The sequence below is a fragment of the Asticcacaulis excentricus genome, assembly GCF_003966695.1.
GTDB classification, from domain to species: domain Bacteria; phylum Pseudomonadota; class Alphaproteobacteria; order Caulobacterales; family Caulobacteraceae; genus Asticcacaulis; species Asticcacaulis excentricus_A.
In genome coordinates, this window is the sequence record NZ_AP018827.1 from 1,901,756 (window position 1) to 1,921,068 (window position 19,313).

17 protein-coding genes are annotated in these 19,313 nt (G+C 59.4%); 9 read left to right on the forward strand and 8 right to left on the reverse strand.

Annotated features, from left to right (window positions below):
- Positions 1–4: 4 nt before the first annotated feature.
- The 5 genes from EM6_RS08870 to hemE form a co-directional block, all read right to left on the reverse strand.
- Positions 5–259, reverse strand: a complete 255-nt coding sequence (locus EM6_RS08870; protein ID WP_013477677.1) for a DUF6489 family protein — start codon at positions 257–259, stop codon at positions 5–7.
- A 112-nt stretch (positions 260–371) separates the two neighbouring features.
- A complete protein-coding gene (gene rho / locus EM6_RS08875; RefSeq protein ID WP_126422023.1) occupies positions 372–1,739 on the reverse strand; it encodes a transcription termination factor Rho in 1,368 nt (455 codons plus the stop codon).
- 257 nt (positions 1,740–1,996) lie between these two features.
- A complete protein-coding gene (locus EM6_RS08880) occupies positions 1,997–2,452 on the reverse strand; it encodes a CopD family protein (RefSeq protein WP_126422024.1) in 456 nt (151 codons plus the stop codon).
- Positions 2,453–2,454: 2 nt separating this feature from the next.
- Positions 2,455–3,483, reverse strand: a complete 1,029-nt coding sequence (hemH, locus tag EM6_RS08885) for a ferrochelatase (RefSeq protein WP_420000740.1) — start codon at positions 3,481–3,483, stop codon at positions 2,455–2,457.
- The gene (gene hemE, locus EM6_RS08890) at positions 3,480–4,505 is read right to left on the reverse strand and encodes a uroporphyrinogen decarboxylase (RefSeq protein ID WP_126422028.1); all 1,026 of its coding nucleotides are present in this window, start codon (positions 4,503–4,505) and stop codon (positions 3,480–3,482) included. Before hemE ends, hemH begins: the two co-directional genes overlap by 4 nt.
- Positions 4,506–4,969: 464 nt before the next feature.
- On the opposite strand from hemE, the gene EM6_RS08895 reads away from it, so the two are divergent.
- The 5 genes from EM6_RS08895 (at position 4,970) to dnaQ (ending at position 8,759) form a co-directional block, all read left to right on the forward strand.
- The gene (locus EM6_RS08895) at positions 4,970–5,833 is read left to right on the forward strand and encodes a pyruvate, water dikinase regulatory protein (RefSeq protein ID WP_126422030.1); all 864 of its coding nucleotides are present in this window, start codon (positions 4,970–4,972) and stop codon (positions 5,831–5,833) included.
- A 153-nt stretch (positions 5,834–5,986) separates the two neighbouring features.
- Positions 5,987–6,595: a Maf family protein gene (locus EM6_RS08900; RefSeq protein ID WP_126422032.1), complete on the forward strand. Its 609-nt coding sequence runs from the start codon at positions 5,987–5,989 to the stop codon at positions 6,593–6,595.
- The gene (locus EM6_RS08905) at positions 6,592–7,437 is read left to right on the forward strand and encodes a shikimate dehydrogenase family protein (RefSeq protein ID WP_126422034.1); all 846 of its coding nucleotides are present in this window, start codon (positions 6,592–6,594) and stop codon (positions 7,435–7,437) included. Before EM6_RS08900 ends, EM6_RS08905 begins: the two co-directional genes overlap by 4 nt.
- Positions 7,434–8,024 (forward strand): dephospho-CoA kinase, encoded by a 591-nt coding sequence (coaE, locus tag EM6_RS08910; RefSeq protein ID WP_126422036.1) that lies wholly within the window; start codon positions 7,434–7,436, stop codon positions 8,022–8,024. The genes EM6_RS08905 and coaE overlap by 4 nt, the downstream gene beginning before the upstream one ends.
- A gap of 39 nt (positions 8,025–8,063) precedes the next feature.
- A complete protein-coding gene (dnaQ, locus tag EM6_RS08915; RefSeq protein WP_126422038.1) occupies positions 8,064–8,759 on the forward strand; it encodes a DNA polymerase III subunit epsilon in 696 nt (231 codons plus the stop codon).
- A 109-nt stretch (positions 8,760–8,868) separates the two neighbouring features.
- Here dnaQ and secB read toward each other — a convergent pair whose 3' ends face one another.
- Positions 8,869–9,375, reverse strand: a complete 507-nt coding sequence (gene secB, locus EM6_RS08920; protein WP_126422040.1) for a protein-export chaperone SecB — start codon at positions 9,373–9,375, stop codon at positions 8,869–8,871.
- Positions 9,376–9,635: 260 nt separating this feature from the next.
- Between secB and EM6_RS08925 the strand changes: the two genes are divergently transcribed.
- Positions 9,636–10,259 (forward strand): Tim44/TimA family putative adaptor protein, encoded by a 624-nt coding sequence (locus EM6_RS08925; protein WP_126422042.1) that lies wholly within the window; start codon positions 9,636–9,638, stop codon positions 10,257–10,259.
- 20 nt (positions 10,260–10,279) lie between these two features.
- Positions 10,280–11,470, forward strand: coding sequence for an MltA domain-containing protein (locus EM6_RS08930; protein WP_232037034.1), 1,191 nt, complete (start codon positions 10,280–10,282; stop codon positions 11,468–11,470).
- A 1-nt stretch (position 11,471) separates the two neighbouring features.
- Here EM6_RS08930 and EM6_RS08935 read toward each other — a convergent pair whose 3' ends face one another.
- Both EM6_RS08935 and EM6_RS08940 read right to left on the reverse strand, forming a co-directional pair.
- Entirely contained in the window at positions 11,472–11,882 is a 411-nt protein-coding gene (locus tag EM6_RS08935; RefSeq protein ID WP_126422046.1) for an MAPEG family protein, read from the reverse strand.
- 76 nt (positions 11,883–11,958) lie between these two features.
- Complete coding sequence (locus EM6_RS08940) at positions 11,959–13,443, reverse strand: helicase HerA-like domain-containing protein (protein WP_126422048.1); 1,485 nt, start codon at positions 13,441–13,443, stop codon at positions 11,959–11,961.
- A 586-nt stretch (positions 13,444–14,029) separates the two neighbouring features.
- On the opposite strand from EM6_RS08940, the gene EM6_RS08945 reads away from it, so the two are divergent.
- Positions 14,030–18,820 carry an NAD-glutamate dehydrogenase gene (locus tag EM6_RS08945; protein ID WP_126422990.1) on the forward strand — a complete coding sequence of 1,597 codons (4,791 nt, stop codon included), beginning with the start codon at positions 14,030–14,032 and terminating at the stop codon, positions 18,818–18,820.
- Positions 18,817–19,281: a universal stress protein gene (locus tag EM6_RS08950; RefSeq protein WP_013477695.1), complete on the forward strand. Its 465-nt coding sequence runs from the start codon at positions 18,817–18,819 to the stop codon at positions 19,279–19,281. The genes EM6_RS08945 and EM6_RS08950 overlap by 4 nt, the downstream gene beginning before the upstream one ends.
- The last annotated feature ends 32 nt before the right edge of the window (positions 19,282–19,313 follow it).

Below are 19,313 nucleotides of genomic sequence, written 5' to 3' on the forward strand. Positions count from 1 at the left end.
GAGCCTACTTACCGCCCTTGAAACCGCCCATGCTGGCGGTCGCCGCGGATTGCATCATCTTGAGGAAATGATCCTGTGCTTGCACGCCGAAGCTCGACCAGGTCTTGATGATCTCCTCGGGCTGCATCGACTGGATATTCTGCTCGACGCGGGCCTTCATCTGCTCAACCATATAGTCGTTCAGCGTCTCGACATTGGGCAGACCCAAAAAGGCGCGGGCTTCCTGCGGCGTGCATTCGATATCGAAGGTGACTTTCATAGCGGGTCTCCGCAAGGCTCGCATCGATAAATGAGAGCGGATAAAGAAAGGGCCGGATTGCTCCGGCCCGGATAGATTAACAATGATCCTGTGTCGCCTGATTTGGCAAGGATCAGGTGTTCATGCTCTGGAAGAATTCGCCATTGTTCTTGGTCTGACGCAGCTTGTCGATCAGGAACTCGATGGCATCCTGCGCACCCATCGGGTTGAGGATACGACGCAGCACGTAAGTCTTTTGCAGGTCCGACTTATCGACCAGCAGGTCTTCCTTGCGCGTGCCCGACTTGAGGATGTCCATGGCCGGGAAGACGCGCTTGTCAGCGACCTTACGGTCCAGCACGATTTCCGAGTTACCCGTGCCCTTGAACTCTTCAAAGATCACTTCGTCCATGCGCGAACCGGTGTCGATCAGCGCGGTGGCGATAATGGTTAGGGAGCCGCCCTCTTCGATATTACGCGCCGCACCGAAGAAGCGCTTGGGCCGTTGCAAGGCGTTGGCATCGACACCGCCGGTCAGCACCTTACCCGATGACGGCACGACCGTGTTATAGGCACGGCCGAGACGGGTGATCGAGTCGAGGAGGATGACTACGTCGCGTTTGTGTTCGACCAGACGCTTGGCCTTTTCGATGACCATTTCGGCCACCTGAACGTGGCGTGTCGCCGGCTCATCAAAGGTCGAGGAGATGACTTCGCCGCGCACGGTGCGCTGCATGTCCGTCACTTCTTCCGGGCGTTCGTCGATCAGCAACACCATCAGGTAGCATTCCGGATGGTTGGCGGCGATCGACTTGGCAATGTTTTGCAACATGACCGTCTTACCGACGCGCGGCGGGGCGACGATCAGGCAGCGCTGACCCTTACCCAGAGGGGCCACGATATCGATGATGCGCCCCGAACGGTCTTTGATCGTCGGGTCTTCGATTTCCATTTTGAGGCGCTCTTCGGGATAGAGCGGCGTCAGGTTATCAAAATGCACCTTGTGACGTATAGCTTCGGGGTCTTCGAAATTGATCGTCTTGATCTTCGACAGGGCGAAGTAACGCTCGCCTTCGCGCGGGCTGCGGATCGGGCCTTCGACCGTGTCGCCGGTACGCAGGGCGTGGCGGCGAATCTGCTGCGGCGACACGTAGATGTCATCGGGACCGGGCAGATAGTTGGCTTCGGGCGAACGCAGAAAGCCAAACCCGTCCTGCAGAACCTCGATAACGCCAGAGCCAGTGATTTCAACCCCTTCTTCGGCCAGCGTTTTCAGAACCGCAAACATCAGGTCCTGCATTCGCATGGAGGCGGCGTTTTCAACACCGATCTGTTCGGCAAAGGCCAGCAGGTCGGCCGGCGACTTGTCCTTCAGTTCCTGAAGCGACAGCTTTTCCTGATTGGGGTTTTCTGACTCGTCATCGCCGTTGTCGCTGTTGTTTTCGTCTTCGGCAGCGTCTTCCAGCGTGGTGTCGTATTCAATTTCGTTGTCTTCGGACATGGGAGGGGTCTCTGATACGGCACGCTGTCACAATGACTTTATAAAAAAAGTCAAAGTCTTAGGCTGTGCCTGTCTGATAAGCCAGCGCGTGAACGCTGTATGGAAACTGGGGGAGGCCTTGAAACCACGAGAACCGTGGGGCCGGGAAATGCGCGACTTGAAGGCCATTCGGCGCGCGCAATGGTTTTGAGCAATACACCCAAACGCCGAAAGGTCAAGGGATAAGCCCTAGCCTACAATCAGGAGAGAGGCTCAAATCAGATCGTGAACATTTCGGTGGTCACGGCAATGACCATGACAATGGCTATGATGGCCGGAATCTCATTGGCGATGCGCCAGAACTTTTCCGAACCAATGTCTTCACCACGATGGAGTTTCTTGAGACGCACGGCGAGAAAATGGTGATACCCGGTGATCAGCACAATGCCGATCATCTTCACCACAAACCACGGCTCGTAAAAGAACTTCCAGCCGAAGCGATCGTGCACATTGCTGTAGATCAGCCCGGCTCCGAACAGCCAGGCAACGATCATGGCCGGATTCATGATAAAGCGCAGCAGACGCCGCTCCATACCGCTCAAAACCTCGACGACCTGCGGCTTATCGCGATTGGCAATATGGTTGATGAACAGGCGCGGCAGATAGAGCAGGCCGGCCATCCACGCAATGACGGCCAGTATGTGCAAGCCACGCAGCAGGTCGTAATGGTTCATCCTCAAAAGCCCTTTCGTTTGGGGCATTGCCCGTGGCAGGCGTCACAGGCGTAATCGGCCATGATGGGGGCCTCTGACCCGATAGCCCGCAGCACCTCGTCGCCCAGCGCGCGGATAAACAGCGGCTCGATACCAACCACCGGCACACGGACATAGTCCTTCGCCCCATGCTCGTCGGCCAAGTGTTTATACTCCATATCAAGTTCGACAAGCGTTTCGATATGTTCCGAGACAAAGGCCACCGGCACAACCACGGGCGATTTCCCGCTTTTGACCGTGTCGATAATTGTTTCGTCGGTCGAAGGCCCGATCCATTTCAACGGCCCGACCCGGCTTTGGTAGCAGACGACGTGGTCAATCTGCATCCCCACCTGTTCCATGATGGCGGCAACACTGGCCTCGACCTGCGCCTGATACGGGTCGCCCTTCTTGATGATCTTTTCCGGCAGGCCATGCGCCGAAAACAGCAAGCGGTAATCCTTGAGGTTGCTGAGACCGGAAAGCTTCTGACGGATCAGATCGGCATAGGATTTGGCGAAGGCCGGATTTTGCGGGTAGCAGCACAGATACTTGACTGGGGCGGCACCCTTATAGGCCTTTTTGAAGGTCACAAACGACGACAGGGTGGTGGTGGTCGAAAACTGCGGATAGAGCGGCAGGGCCACCACCTGATCCGGTTGCCACGCCTCAACGGCCTTCACCGTATCCTCGATAAACGGATGCCAGTAGCGCATCCCGATAAAGACCTTGAACTCCAGATCCTTGACGGTCTTCGACAGATGGCTGCTCAAGGCGTCGGCCTGCGCCTCGGTTTCTTTCACGATGGGCGACCCGCCTCCCATCAGGCGGTAATTGGCCTGAGCCGAGGTTTCGCGCCGTGATGAAATCAGGCGCGCCACCATCTGCCGCAAGGGGGACGGCAGGCCGATGATGTATTTGTCGCTGAACAGATTGTAGAGAAACGGTTTGACATCGGCCTGGGTCAGGGGCCCGCCGAGATTAAACAGAACGACAGCGACTTTTTTCATCAGCTTCTTATGAGATGTAGCGTACGCTCGACATGAGCGATGGGGGTATCGGGAAAGATGCCATGCCCGAGATTAAAAATATACGGCCCCTGCCCCCAGGCGGATTTCATTTTCAGCACCATATCGTCCAGCGCGGCGCCACCGGAACGCAGAACGACCGGATCGAGCGCGCCCTGTATCGGCAATTTTTTCTGGATCGCCTGCCCCAGTTTCAGCGGCGTGGCGGTCCCCAGTGCCATACCCTGCACCTTAACCTGTTCGGCATAGTCAAGACAGCGCGCCTCGGCCCCACGCGGAAAGCCGATGATAGGCAAGGTGATCCCCAGTTCGCGCACACGCCGCACCAATCTTTGATGCGGCTCGATCACCAGTTGGTCGAACAAGGGATCGGGGAAGCCTTCGGCCCAGCTTTCAAAGATTTTGAGGACCTGCGCGCCGCAATCGGCCTGCATCTTCAGATACTGCGCCGACGCCTCGATGACCACGTCCATCACCTGCGCCACCAACTGCGGTTGCTCATAGACAAAGGCGCGGATCAGTGAGCGGTCATGGGCTTTGCGCCCATTGAGCATATAGGTCATCACCGTCCACGGCCCGCCACAGAAGCCCAGAAGCGTCACCTCTTTCGGCAGTTCCGAACGCAGGATTTTCAGGGTCTCACCAACGGCCTTCAAGGCTTCCCCCGCTGAGCCAGCCAAATCAGCCATCTGTGCCACCGGCGGTAAGTCCCCAAGAACAGGCCCCTCACCCGCTTCAAAGCGAACGTCCTGACCTAGCGCCATAGGGATGACCAGAATATCGGAAAACAGGATGGCCCCGTCCATACCATAGCGACGTACCGGTTGCAGCGTCGCTTCGGCGGCTTTTTCGGGATTGAGGCAAAAGCTCAGAAAATCTGGCGTCGTCGCCCGAAGCTCACGGTATTCCGGCAAGTGGCGACCGGCCTGACGCATGAACCAGACAGGGGGCGTTTTCAACGTCTGTCCCTGAAGGACCGAAACTATGGATGGCGTGTGCGAGGTCATGAGTCAATCCATAGGCTTCGGACGGTATTCCCTCAATCCCTCTAAAAGATTTTTAGAAAGATAGAAGGGGTAGTTAGGCCGTGGATGCTGCGCAAAAACGTCGCATCGGGGGAAAATGGTGGCCGTTTTCCCGGCCTTTGCACAGAGCGACGTTAATGAATTTTTAATCTTTCACAGCCTGTGGGAATCCGGGATAATTAACCAAATCCTAACACTAATTAAGAAAATCCTAACGGCTGGGTGTGGCGACCATACACGGTTAATTTTTTGTTAAGATTTACACACAAAGCCGTCACAAAAGAGTCACCGATGCTCGCGATTGGGGAAAACCGGTGACCGAATCCGCCTGATTTTTCACCTTTTCCCCGGTCTACCGGCTTGGCACGGTGAAGGCGAAGGTTTATCCCGATAGAGACGGAAAACATCCCCCGTTTTTCCCCAGAAAGCGTGCACAGATAAATTTCATGACCACATCCGGCGCGAAAATCGGTATCCATTTTCACGTTCATCTGGTGTCCGACTCCACCGGTGAAACCCTCAATGCTCTGGCCAAGGCGGCCGCGGCGCGCTTCGAAGGCATCTTCCCCATCGAACACATCTATGTGCTGATCCGTTCGGACAAGCAGATGGATCGCGCCCTGACCGAGATCGAATCCTATCCGGGCATTGTGTTGCACACCCTGGTCGATGCCGAACTGCGACAAAAGCTCGAAACCTTCTGTCGAGAACGCGACATCCCCACCATCGGCGTACTCGATTCGGTGGTTCTGGCCTATTCGCGCTATCTGGGGGCTGCCGAGTTTTCCAAAAAATCCGGCGCGCAGCACAATCTCGACAGCGACTATTTCGACCGCATCGAAGCGCTCAACTACGCCATTGCCCACGATGACGGCGCTCTGGCCGACAAGCTGCGTCAGGCGGAAATCATCCTGATCGGCGTGTCGCGCACCTCAAAGACGCCGACCTGCATCTATCTGGCCCATCGCGGCTATAAGGCCGCCAATATCCCCCTCGTCCCCGGCCGCGACCTGCCGCCGGAACTGGACGAACTAAATGAACCGCTGATCGTCGGCCTGATCGCCTCCCCTGATCGCCTGATTCAGATCCGCAAGGCCCGCGTTCTGGCCTATACCACTACTGGCGATGAGCGCCCCACCGCCTATACCGACGCCGAAGCCGTGCGTGAGGAAATCATCGCTGCCCGTCGTCTGTTTGAGCGTAAGGGCTGGCCGGTGATCGACGTCACCCGCCGCTCGGTCGAAGAAACCTCGGCTTCCATCATCAGCCTGCTCAATGAAAAACGCACCGGGCGTCTGGGCGGGATTTAGGTTTTGAGTTCAGGGTTAAGACGCAGGGGTCACGGACCCCTGCACCCCGGAAATCAAGCCAGAAATCAAGTATGCGTTGACTGTCTGTTTCAAATCGGAAAAAGCTCCGCGCGTTTTACATAAGGCCTTAAGGCTGCTTCGCCGCGAAAACATATGACCCTATCCGCTCCCCCTCCCCTGATCCTGGCCTCCGGTTCCAGGATTCGTACCACCCTGCTCACCAATTGCGGCCTGAGTTTCACGAAAATTCCGGCCGATATCGACGAAGACCGTATCAAGGACGACTGCCTGTTTCGCGGCTTTACGCCCAAGGCGGTTGCCCTGAAACTGGCGCAGGAAAAAGCTCTGCACGTGTCGCGCGCTCAGGCCGGTCTGGTCATAGGCGCGGACTCGGTGCTGCAACTCGACAAAGAGCTGATTTCTAAACAAAAAACACTCGCCGACGCAGCTGATTTACTGCGTCGTTTTTCGGGTAAGACCCATTACCTGCACTCCGCCGTGGCGGTGGCGCAAAACGGTCAGCTTCTGTGGTCGTACGCCGATACGGCGGACCTAAGCGTGCGACGTCTCAGTGAGGATTTCATAACCCACTATATAGAAACAGCGGGTGAAGACATCCTGTCCAGCGTCGGCTGCTACATGCTCGAAGCACACGGCGTTCACCTGTTTGACTCGATCAAGGGTGATTATTTCACCGTTCTGGGCCTGCCTTTGCTGCCTCTGCTGGCGCAACTTAGACATTACGAGATTATACCGGCATGAAACACCTCCCCACAGGCGCGGCCCTAGTCGCCGGCGTCGTCGGCCAGCCGATCCGGCAATCCCTCTCCCCCTTTCTGCACACGGCCTGGCTGAGGCATATGGGCCTGAATGGTGTTTATGCCCCCTTTGCGCCGTCGGACGATCATGCGTTTGAGCGTCTCATCCTGTCGTGCCGGACTAATGGTATCAAGGGCTTGAACATCACTGCCCCGTTCAAGGAACTGGCGCTGAAGCTGGCCGACACCTCCACCGATCTGGCGCGGCGCTGTGGTTCGGCCAATCTGCTGACCTTTGACGAAGACGGCAGCGTGCACGCGGATTCCACAGACGGCCATGGGCTTATTCAGGCCTTTCATCTACAGGCACCAGACTGTGACTTGACAGCCGGTGCGGTCACGCTTCTCGGTGCCGGTGGGGCGTCGCGCGCCGTGGTGGCCGCCTTGCTCGATAAGGGCTGCCGCGATGTGCGCATCGTCAATCGCACCGTGGCGCGCGCCGAAGAGATCGTCTTTGCCTTCAAAGAAGGCGTCAGTGCCTATGCGCTGAGCGACATCGACCGCGCTTTTGCCGGTTCGGTGGCCGTGATCAACGCCGCGTCGGGCGGACCCCTGCCCCTGTTTGACGCGCTCGATCGGTCGGCAACCGCCATGGACATGACCTATCGGCCTCTGAAAACCCACTGGTTGCAGGCGGCCCAGGCGCATGGGTTGAAGACGGTCGATGGCCTGATGATGCTGATTGAACAGGCGCGTCCGTCGTTCGCCGCCTTCTATGGTCAGGCCCCGGATGCGGACTTCGATGTGCGCGGTCTGGCACTGGAATTTTTGGGTGAGACAAAGTGATCCGTCTGGGTCTCACCGGCTCCATCGGCATGGGCAAATCGACCATAGCCCGTATGTTCGCCGACGAAGGCGTGCCTGTCTGGGATGCCGATGAGACGGTCCACCGGCTTTACGCTACCTCCGAACCGCTGAAAGCCGCGCTGGTCGATGCCTTTGGCGAGGTGGTGACAGAGGGCGTGGTTGATCGCGCCAAGCTATCGCTTGCCCTTAAGCAAAAACCGGACGGTTTTGCTTGGCTGAATGCTTTGGTGCATCCGGCAACCGTCGCGGATCGTGAGGCCTTTCTGACCCATCATGCCGCCGCTGGCACGCCCCTCACCCTGTGCGATATTCCTCTATTGTTTGAAACCGGCGCGGAAACCACCTTAGACAAGGTGGTCGTCGTATCCGCCCCGCCTGAGGTTCAGGCCGCCCGCGTTATGGCGCGTCCCGGCATGACGGCGGAAAAGTTTGCGGATATATTGGCGCGTCAGATGCCCGACGCCGAAAAACGCCACCGTGCGGATTTCATCATCGACACCTCGCAAAACCTGGGGGCTAATCGTCAACAGGTGCGTGAGATTATCCGCGCCCTGCACGCTGCCTGACTCTGGACAAGGCCGGCGAATGGGAGTCAAATCGCATCCATGCGTCAGATCGTCCTCGATACCGAAACCACCGGCATTGACCCCAAAAAAGGCCATCGCCTGATCGAAGTCGGCTGCATTGAAATCGACGACCTCTTGCCGACGGGGAAGACCTTTCACCACTATTTCAACCCCGAACGGCTGATCGAGCCGGACGCCATCCGTGTCCACGGCATCACCGATGAGATGGTGGCGGACAAGCCGAAATTTGCTGATCTGGCTCAGGCCTTTATCGACTTTGTCGGTGACGCGCCGATTATCGCGCACAACGCCTCGTTCGACCGGGGCTTTATCAACATGGAGCTGGAGCGGCTGGGTCTGATGCCCACCGATCCCGACCGTTGGGTCGATACGCTGGAGCTGGCGCGCTACAAGTTTCCGGGCATGGCCAATTCGCTGGATGCCCTGTGTAAGCGCTATAACATCTCGCTGGCCGAGCGCGACAAACATGGCGCCTTGCTCGATGCGCGTCTGTTGGCCAGCGTCTATCTGGAGTTGTCGGGCGGTAAGGAACGCGGCCTTGACCTCAAGATGCATGGCATGGTGTCGGAAGACGGCACGGAAATCCGCGTGATGAACCACGGCCAGCGTCCGCGCCCCCTGCCCTCGCATATTCATGAGCAAGAAGCCGAAGCACACAAGACCTTCTGCCTCAAATATCTCAAAGACCAGAATATGTGGGGCTATACGGCTTAATCTTCTGAACTAAAAAGTGAAAAAGACCCGTCGGGCCGCCCCGAGGGTCTTTTTCTCCGTATTTCCAAACACAAAGTGTTTTCGCGTAGCGAAAACCTTTGTGAGGTCTTTATGCCTGACCCGCGGTTTCGCCGATCTGACCCTTTTGCTGCATATAGAGCGCGGCAAAGTCGATGGGTTCGACGAAGAAGGGCGGGAAGAAGCCGCCGTCCGAGGTCGCGTCGGCGATGATGCGGCGGGCGAACGGGAAGAGGTAGCGCGGGCATTCGACCAGCAGGGTCGGCTCGATCGCCGCTTGCGGGACATTGGCCAACTGAAACAGGCCGCCATAGACCAGCTCGATGGCAAACATCGGACCTTCGGGGTTCGACGCCTTGACCGACAGCTTCAGATCGACTTCGAACAGGCCATCCGGGCGACCCTTGGCGTTCATTTCCACGCCCATGTCGATTTCCGGACGCTGATCCATGCGCAGCGAATTGGGTGCGCGCGGATTTTCGAAAGAGAAATCGCGAATGAACTGAGCCAGAACCTGCATATTGGCAGGCAGAGGGCTGCCCTGGGCGTCGGTGGCCGGGGCGGTGCCGTTTTCGGCGGGGATCGAATCGTCAGCCATTAAACTTAAAAACTCCGTGGGGCGTATAGAGCGCATTCCGAAAAGTGCTTAGCGGTTTTCGGAATCAAATGCGCGACCAAACAAAAAAATTAGAGCGGGTTTTCGTTCAACTTTGAACGAAATCCGATCTAATATCCGGTTGAAAACGGCCCTAGCACGCACAAAATCGATTGGCAATCAAACGAATGGTTCCGTTTACCTCAACTTTGCCTATATAGGGAAGAATAGACCTTGTTGTACCCCTGTTCGGAGACGTTTTGATGCCTTGGGACCTGCTGATTCTGGCCTTGATCGCCGTGGTCGTGCTGTTTCAGCTGTATAACGTGCTGGGCCGCCGCGTCGGCTTCAAGGCCGAAGACAAACCCGTTGTCCCCAAAAGCGAGGAGTCGGAAGGCCTGTTCAACCGGCCAGGACAGGAGCCGAAGGCGCAGCCCGAACGCTTGCGTATGCCTAACCTTGACGCGCTGAAGGCGCGTGATGCCCATTTCAACGAGGTCAATTTCGTTGAAAAGGCGCGCGAAGCCTATGAACAGATCGTGCTGGCTTTCAATCGCGGCGAGATCGAAGGGCTTAAGGATCGTCTGTCAGAAAGCGTCTATGAGGTCTTTGCCAAGGCCGTAGAGGCGCGCGGCGAGCAGAAGGCCATAAATGTTTCCTTTGTTGATGCGCCGAAAACCGACCTCGATCAGATCGACCTGAAAGACGACCGGGCACTGGTGCGCGTGCGCTTCTTGTCGGAACTTCTCTATGAGATGGCCGATCCGGACGGCGGCGAACCGAAAAAGGCGCATCGTCGCACGGCGGAATTCTGGACTTTCCAGAAGAACCTCAAATCGCCGACCAATCCGTGGATTCTGTCCCGTGTCGAGGCCGCCAAGGCATGAGCCTGAGGGGGAGGGCAGGGGTGCTGAGCGTCGCGCGGCGTTTCCTCGCCTATGGATGCGTGTCCGTGGCGGCGCTGAGTCTGGTGGCGTGCGTCGAAACACCCATGCCCCCGGTGGGCCCGTCACCCGTACCGTCACCGCCTGTCCCCCAGACAGACCCACAGCCGGTGCCAACCCCGCCACCGTCTGAGCCTCTGCCGTCGCGGCCGTCGCAAAGTTTGTCGGTTCTGCCGGGTTGGGAGGAGACCGACCCCTTTATTGCCCTTGAAGCCGTGCGTGGGGCCTGCGCCTATCGACAGGGGCGGCAATATGCCAAAGCTTGCGATGCCCTGAAGGCACAGGCGTTTGAACAGCCCGAAGAAATCAAGCAGTGGCTTGAGACGCGCTTCCGTGTTGAACGCATCGAAGGCGAGGGGTTGCTGACCGCCTATTTCGTGCCGGAATACCCGGCGACCACCACCCCTTCGGTCGAGTTTTCACAACCCGTCCGCACCAAACCCGCCGATCTGATACTGGTCGATGGGGCGCAGATGACGCCGCCGCAGCCGGCGGGTAAGCGCTTTGCGGCGCGCCGGGCAGGTGAGCTTTATGTGCCCTATTTCACGCGCGCCGAAATCGAGGCCCAGCCGGTAACGGGCCCGGCCTATTACATGCGGCCCGAAGACTATTTCTTTATGCAGATTCAGGGCTCGGGCTATCTGACTCTGGAAGACGGTACGCGCTTCATGGCGGCCTATGCCGCCGATAATGGTCTGCCGTTTGTGGGGATTGCCAAGACCCTGACCGAACGCGGCCTGATGAAGAAGGAACAAACCTCCGGCGAGGCTATTCGCCAATGGCTGGCCGATAATCGCGGACCGGTGGCGCAGGAGGTGATGAATCAGAACCCGCGCTACGCCTTCTTCTCTATGGATATGACCAAGATGGAACCCTTGGGCGCGGCAGCGATCCCGCTGCCGCCGGGGGCTGCCATTGCCATTGACCCGTCCTTCCACCCTTATGGGGATTTATACTGGGTCGATGCCGATGCAGGCTCACTCAGCGGTGCCTTCCCCGCCTATCGCCGCATGGTGGCGGCCCTCGACACGGGTGGGGCCATTCGCGGAAAGATTCGCGCCGACCTCTATATGGGCCACGGCGACCGCGCGGGCCGCGAAGCCGGGCGCGTCAAGCACAAACTGCGCCTGTGGCGTATCGTTCCGGCGGAATAGATTAAAAATCAAACACCAGCCGGATGGCCCGCAGCGTCATATAGGCCAGTATGCCGGTGCTGGCGGCAAACACGCAAAAGCGCAGGATGACGTGGTTGCCGATGCCCTGCACCAGACTGTGGACGATGCGCAAAAGCACGTAGATCCACGCCAGAACCACGAACAACTGATCAGCCAGACCAGACACCTGTATCCCCAGACTGAGGGCGTAAAACAGCGTCGGCTGTTCGGTCAGGTGTGTGTAGTTGTCCGCCACGGCACGCACATCGGCGGGCAGGCGAAACAGGTGCCGCTTATCGGCAAACACCTGAAAATCCTGACCCAGTTGCAGCATGGCGGGTATGCGCCGGGCATAGAGCCAGACGAGGACAATCAGCGACCAGGCTATGAGGGCAAGGAGCGGGGCAACCATGCCTCCACTCTTGCCGTGGCAACCGGTAAAAAAGCGTTAACCATAACGCCCACACTAGGACGTGCGAGGTATTCTCTTATCTCCGTCGCGTGGCGCGCGTGGGCTTTTTCATCGAGCCCAGAAGGCCGCGCACCAATTCACGACCCAGCGTCACGCCGATGGTGCGGATAACGGAGACGGCGACCGAGGTGACGGCTTTTTCCGTGGCCGAAGGTTTATGCACCTCCGGCTTTTCGTTCTTTTCGGCGCGGGTCGTTTCAACCTCAGCCGCTTCGCCCTCCTCGGCCTTGGCACGTGCCGTCAACAGCTCAAACGCCGATTCACGGTCGCGAAGAGTGTCGTACATGCCCGATACCGGCGATTTGGTGATGATGGCGGCGCGCTCAGCTTCGGTCGCAGGCCCCAGCCGCGAGACGGGCGGGCGGATTTTCGATTTAGCCGTGACGGTGGGCGAGGCCTTTTCGTCGAGCACCGAGATCAGCGCCTCCCCGACGCCCAGACCCTGAATGGCCTCGATGGTGTCAAAGGCCGGGTTCGGACGGAAAGACTGCGCGGCGGCTTTCAGCCCCTTCTGTTCAGCGGGCGTGTAGGCGCGCAGGGCGTGCTGGATGCGATTGCCAAGCTGGGCCAAAACTGAATCGGGCACATCCGCCGGGTTTTGCGTGACGAAATAGATGCCCACACCCTTGGAACGGATCAGGCGCACCACCTGTTCAATCTTTTCCAGCAACGGTTTGGGCGCTTCGTCAAACAGAAGATGCGCCTCGTCGAAGAAGAAGACCATGCGCGGCTTTTCGGGGTCGCCGACTTCGGGCATGACTTCGAACAGTTCGGACAAAAGCCACAGCAGAAAGGTCGAATAGAGGCGGGGGCTGCCGATCAGCTTGTCGGCGGCCAGCACATTGACATAGCCCTTGCCGGAAATATCGGTACGCATCAGGTCTTCGAGGCGCAGCGCCGGTTCACCGAAAAACTGCTCACCGCCCTGACTTTCGAGCGCCAGTACCTGACGCTGAATGGCACCAATGGAGGCAGCGGACACCTGACCATACTGGGCGCTGATTTCCTTGGCATTGTCGGCCACGTGGTTGAGCATGGCGCGCAGGTCCTTAAGGTCAAGCAGCAGCAGCCCTTCCTTGTCGGCCACGTGAAAGACGATGTTCAGCACACCTTCCTGCACCTCATTGAGCTGAAACAGGCGCGCCAGCAGCAGTGGACCCATATCCGAAATCGTGGTGCGGATCGGGTGACCCTTCTGACCGAACAGGTCCCAGAAGACGACCGGGGCGGCGGCGGGCTTAAGCTCGATCCCCATTTCCTGAGCGCGCGCCAAAAGCTTTTCATTCGGATTGCCCGGCAGGCTGATCCCTGACAGATCGCCCTTCACATCGGCAGCAAAAACGGGCACGCCGGCGTCAGAAAAAGCCTGTGCCAGCACCTGAAGCGTCACCGTCTTGCCCGTACCCGTCGCGCCGGCCACGATGCCGTGACGGTTGGCGCGGTTGAGTAGAAGCGTCTGATGGCCGTCGGCGGAAAAGCCGATGTCGATTCCCTGAGTCATGTCGTTATCCTGTGTCCGAACCCCATGAATAAAGCGTCGCGAAGGCCTTTGGCAAAAGGTATTTCAGTTGCGCCGCACCAACACCAAAGAACACAGTTCTCTCACATAGAAGTGATAATAGCGCGATCAGGACTGATTAGGGTCTGAAGGCCTGCGTGTTACTATCACAACAGCTCAGCGATGAGTCGTGGTTTGCGTCGCTTCCCCCCATAGGCCGCGCAGCCATTTCCGGGGTGACCCTTCCCCCCATAAAGGGTAGCTCCGAAGAAGCCGCTCACCCGCCAGACCGGGTGAGCGGCTTATCCTTTTCAGGCGGGCGGTGAACGCATGACCCCATTCCGTTTCGTTAGAAACTTTATTTTCCCCAAGCCGTTGTCTTCGCCTGTGCTTTTGGCGGATAATTCACTTATTATGCCAAGAGTCATTAAGATGACTCGTGGCATTCTGTTCGAGACTGTCTCATCTCACTGACACATATGAGACAGTCTCGAGTTTTCAGCGGCCGGATGCGGTCAGCATCTTCGGCCGCTAGCATTATAAGGTGTGAGCCTTAGCTTTACGCCATTAAGCGCAGTGGATGGAACTTATGGACGACCTCAGCCTTTCGACCGAACTTGACGCCCTTGTCGCGGATGCGCGGGCAGGCATAGAGGCGGCCTTCACCGCCGCGCTCAAGGGTCCGGCGGATGAGGCGGCGCGCAGCTTTCTCGCCCAGTGCCTGGAAGACTATGATCCAGAAGAGATGCCCGAACTGAGCCTCGAAGCCGTGGGCCGCCTGTTCGCCGAATCCTGGGGCCGTGCCGCGGTGCGCGACGGGGCCGGGGCCTTGAAGGCCATCCTCCCGGTCAACAGCGCCTTTGATGTCGTTGAGATTGTTCAGCCCGACGCCCCGTTCATCGTTGAAAGCGTCATGGGTGAGCTGATTGATCAGGGCCTGATCATCCGTTCGATGTTCCACCCGGTCGTTACCGTTAACCGGGACGATACGGGCCAACGCGGCAGCGGCAGGGCGGTCACCGAATCCCTGATGCTGGTCTTTGTCGGCCGTCAGCCCGCTGAAAAACACGCCGCCATCCTGTCGGGCGTGGAGACGACGCTGAATGATCTGCGCGCCGCCGTGCACGACTTCCCGCGTATGCAGGCCTTGCTGGCCGAAGAGATGACGGCGCTTGAGGCCCTGAGCCTGCACCCGGTGGTGCAGATCGACCCGGCGGTGCTGCAGGAAGAACTGGCCTTCCTGCGCTGGGTGTCGGAAAACCACTTCGTCCTTCTGGGGGCGCGCACCTATGTCTATCCGCGCAGCGCCGACGGCAATTACGTCGCCGAAGAACCACTCAACCTGTTGCAGGAAGAATACGGCGTCTTGCGCGACAAACGCGCCATTCTGCGTCGCGGGTCGGAACCGGCCATCCTCAGCCGTGAACTGCTCAGCCATCTGGCCAGCTCTGAGCCGGTCACCGTGGCCAAGGGCAATCTGAAATCGCGCGTCCATCGCCGCGTCTATATGGACTATATCTCGATCAAGCATTACGGCGCCGACGGCAAACCGTCGGGCGAAACGCGCTTTGTCGGCCTGTTCACTTCGGACGCCTATGACCGTCCGGCCTTTGAAGTGCCGCTCATCCGCAAGAAGTGCGAGCACGTCCTGAGCGAGTCGCGCCGACTGGGATTCAACAATGGCGGCTATGCCGAAAAGCGCCTGAAGAACATCCTCGAAACCTATCCGCGCGATGAGCTGTTCCAGATTCAGGAAAGCGATCTGTTGCGTATTACGCGCGGCGTGCTGCACATTTCCGACCGGCCGCGCGTGCGTCTGTTTGCGCGCCGTGATCCGTTTGACCGCTTCATTTCGGTGCTCCTCTATCTGCCGCGCGATACCTATAGCGTTTCGGTGCAGGAACGCGCCGGGCGGTTGCTGGCCGAAGGCTTTGGCGGCCGCGTCAGCGCGCTCTATCCGTTTGTGACGGGTGGTGCGCTGTCGAGCATCCACTACATTATCGGTGTGACGCCGGGCGGCCATCCGGACCCCAATCTGGCCGATATCGAAGACCGTGTGACCGATCTGACGCTCGACTGGGCGCAGCGCGTCGAGGATGCGGCTCTGGAGGCCGGCCAGACGCAGGCCGACTATGTGAAATGGGCGCGCGCCATCCCCGTCGCCTATCAGGAACGCTATGGCATCGCTGAGGCTGTCACCGATATCGCCACTCTGGCCGGTCTGGATGAGGCGCACCCGCTCACCGTGCGCGCCTCTCAGCCGCAAGGGGTCAGCGATCGCTTCTCGCTGAAAGTCTATGACCGCGCCGAAACGACCATTCCGCTGTCCGACATCCTGCCGGTGCTGGAGCGCATGGGGCTGAAGACGCTGGAAGAGTTCGGTCACCGCATCGAATCTGCCGACGTGCCGCGCCATTTCATTCACGAATTTATCGTGCAACTCCCCGCCGCGCACCCGACCGCCTTCGCCGATTTCCGTGAGGATTTCGAAGGGGCGCTGATGGCGCTGTGGCGTGGCGAAACCGAGATCGACGGCTTCAATGCCCTGACGCTTCTGGGTCTGAGCTGGCGCGAAGCCGCGCTTTTGCGCGCCCTGTGCAAATATCGCGGGCAGTCCGGTCTTGATCCCAGCGCTATCGTTCAGCAGCAGGCCCTGCGCGCCTATCCGGATGTGGCGGCGGCCTTGGTCTATCTGTTTGATCTGAAATTCGCCGTCAATGACACGCCCATCGACACGCGCAAGGTCGAGGTCGAGGCGGCGCTGTCGCGTATCAATACGCTCTTGCAAGGCGTGACCTCGCTGGAGCACGACCGTGTCCTGCGGCGCATCGCGACCCTGATCGGGGCCATTCAGCGCACCAACTACTACCAGAAAAAGGGCTATATCTCGTTCAAGATCGCCTCGCGCGAGCTGGCCGACCTGCCCGATCCCAAGCCCTACCGCGAAATCTTCGTCTGGTCGCCGGTGGTCGAAGGCGTGCACCTGCGCTTTGGGCCCGTCGCACGCGGGGGCCTGCGCTGGTCTGACCGCAAGGAAGACTTCCGCACCGAGGTGCTGGGTCTCGTCAAGGCGCAGCAGGTGAAGAACGCCGTCATTGTGCCCGTCGGTTCCAAGGGCGGCTTCTATCCCAAGCAACTCCCGGCCGGTGGCGCGCCTGATGCTATCCGCGCCGAAGCCGTGCGGGCCTACAGGATGTATCTGTCGGGTCTGCTCGATATTACCGACAATCTCGATGCCCAGGGTGGCATTATCGCGCCGAAGGATGTGGTCTGCTGGGACGCGCCGGACCCCTATCTGGTCGTGGCGGCGGACAAGGGCACGGCGACCTTCTCCGACATCGCCAATGGCGTGGCGCGCGATTATGGCTTCTGGCTGGATGACGCCTTCGCGTCGGGCGGCAGCGTCGGTTACGACCACAAGGTCATGGGCATCACGGCGCGCGGCGCGTGGGAAGCGGTCAAGCGCCACTTCCGCGAATGCGGCAAGGACATCCAGAGCGAGGCCTTCACCACGGTCGGCGTGGGTGACATGTCAGGCGACGTCTTCGGCAATGGCATGTTGTTGTCGAAGCAGACGAAGCTGATCGCGGCTTTCGATCACCGCGACATCTTCATCGACCCGACCCCCGATCCGGCGACCTCCTTTGCCGAGCGTGAGCGTCTGTTCGCCCTGCCGCGCTCAAGCTGGCAGGACTATGACAAGGCGAAGATTTCAGCGGGCGGCGGCGTCTTTTCGCGCGGCCTGAAGTCGATTGAGCTGACGCCGGAAATCCGCGCCGCGCTTGATATTCAGGCCACCAGCCTGACGCCATTTGAGCTGATGCAGGCCATTCTGCGTGCCCCGGCGGAGCTGCTCTATTTCGGCGGCATAGGCACCTATATCAAGGCGGTGTCGCAGTCGCATCTTGAGGTCGGGGACAAGGCCAATGACGCTATCCGCGTCGATGCCGGCGATATTCGTGCTGCGGTGATCGGGGAGGGGGCCAATCTGGGTATCACTCAGGCCGGTCGCATCGCGCTGGCGGCGCAGGGCGTGAAGCTCAATACCGACGCTATCGACAATTCGGCGGGTGTCGATTGTTCAGACCACGAGGTCAATATCAAGATCCTGCTGGGTCGTCTGGTGCAGTCCGGTCGCATGACCATCGAAGCGCGAGACGTACTGCTAGCTGAAATGACCAATGAGGTCGGGCATCTGGTGCTGAAGGACAACTATGCCCAAACCCTGGCCCTGACCCTTCTGGAATCGACGGCGCTCAATGACAATGCGTCCATGCAGGCCTTTATGACGGCGCTCGAAAAGCGCGGCAAGCTGGACCGCAAGGTCGAGGGCCTGCCCACCAATGCGCAGTTGGAGGCGCGCAAGGCGCAAAATGCCGGGCTCTATCGTCCGGAACTGGCGGTCGTGCTCGCCTATGGCAAGATCGTGCTGTTCGACGACCTCATTGAGACGACCGCTATCGACGATCCGGTGTTTGAAGAGGCCCTGATCGACTATTTTCCCAAGCCGCTGCACGGCTTTATTGATGACATCCGCGCCCACCGTCTGCACCGCGAAATCGTGGCCACGGTGCTGTGCAATGAGATGATCAATATTCTGGGCCCCAGCTTCCCGCTGCGTTTGCAAAAGGCGGCGGCGGTCGATGCCGGGGCGCTGGCCCTGTCGTTCGAAGGGGCGCGGCGGCTGTTCGGGACCGATGACCTGTGGGCCGAGGTCTCGGCGCTCGATACGCAGATTCCGGCAGCGGCTCAGACCGCGCTTTATAACGCCATCGCCACCTTCCTGCGCCGTCAGGTCTATTTCGTCGCCCGTCGTTTCGCCGGTCGTCCGGAAACCCTGACCGAGGTGATCAACGCCTATCAGACGGGTATTGCCACCCTGCTGTCGGCGCAAGGCGTGCTCAGCCCCAACGAAGCGGCGCGCGTCGAGACACGGGCGCAAAAACTGATCAGTGCCGGGGCGCCCGAGGACCTGTCGCGCCGGGTGTCAGCCCTGCTGTCGTGGACCAGCGCCATCGACATGGTCGATCTGGCCGATGGCGGGGACGTGGTCGAAGCGGCGAGTCTCTATCTGGCGACCGGGGAACGCTTTGGCTTTGACCGTCTGCGCGCCGGAGCGGGCGAGCTTTATTCCGCCGATCCGTGGGACCGTATGGCCATCCGCCGCCTGATCGAAGACATCTATGCCGAACAGAAGTCGGTGGTGGCCGCCGTGCGCCGTGACGCTCAGGGGCTTGAGGCCTGGGCCGAGGCGCAGGCCGCACAGGTGGCACCGTTGCAGTCTTTGCTGGGTGAAATCGAAGGTTCGGGTGCCGGTTGGAGCTTCGCCAAGCTGAGCATCGTCAATGCCGCCCTGCGTCAGTGGGTGCAGAAACTATGAGAAAGTTTCTGGTCATCGCCGACGATAGCGCCGAATTCCGCGCCGCACTGAGCTATGCCTCGGTGCGGGCGCGCGTGACGCAAGGCATGGTCACCTTGCTGCGCGTCCTGCCCCCCACCGACTATAGCCAGTGGGCGGGCGTGCGCGATGAAATCGAGCGCGAACAGCGCGAAGAGGCCGAAACGCTGTTGTCCACCCTGTCCGACGAAGCGGCGGTCAAATCCGGACGCCCGGCGGAAATCATCATCAAGACCGGTCAGATGAAGGATGCCATCCGTGAAGTGCTGATCGCCGACCGCGATATCAAGATTATCGTCATCGGCGCGTCGGGCGGCAATCCCGGCCCGTTGGTCAATCTACTGGTCCGCGAAGGGGTAGGGACGCTGGGTGGCACACGGCCTGTGCCGGTCACTGTGGTGCCGGGCGATATCAGCGACGAAGCGATCGAAGAGTTGATGTAGGCCGATATGACATTCCCCTGCTTTGCGGGGGA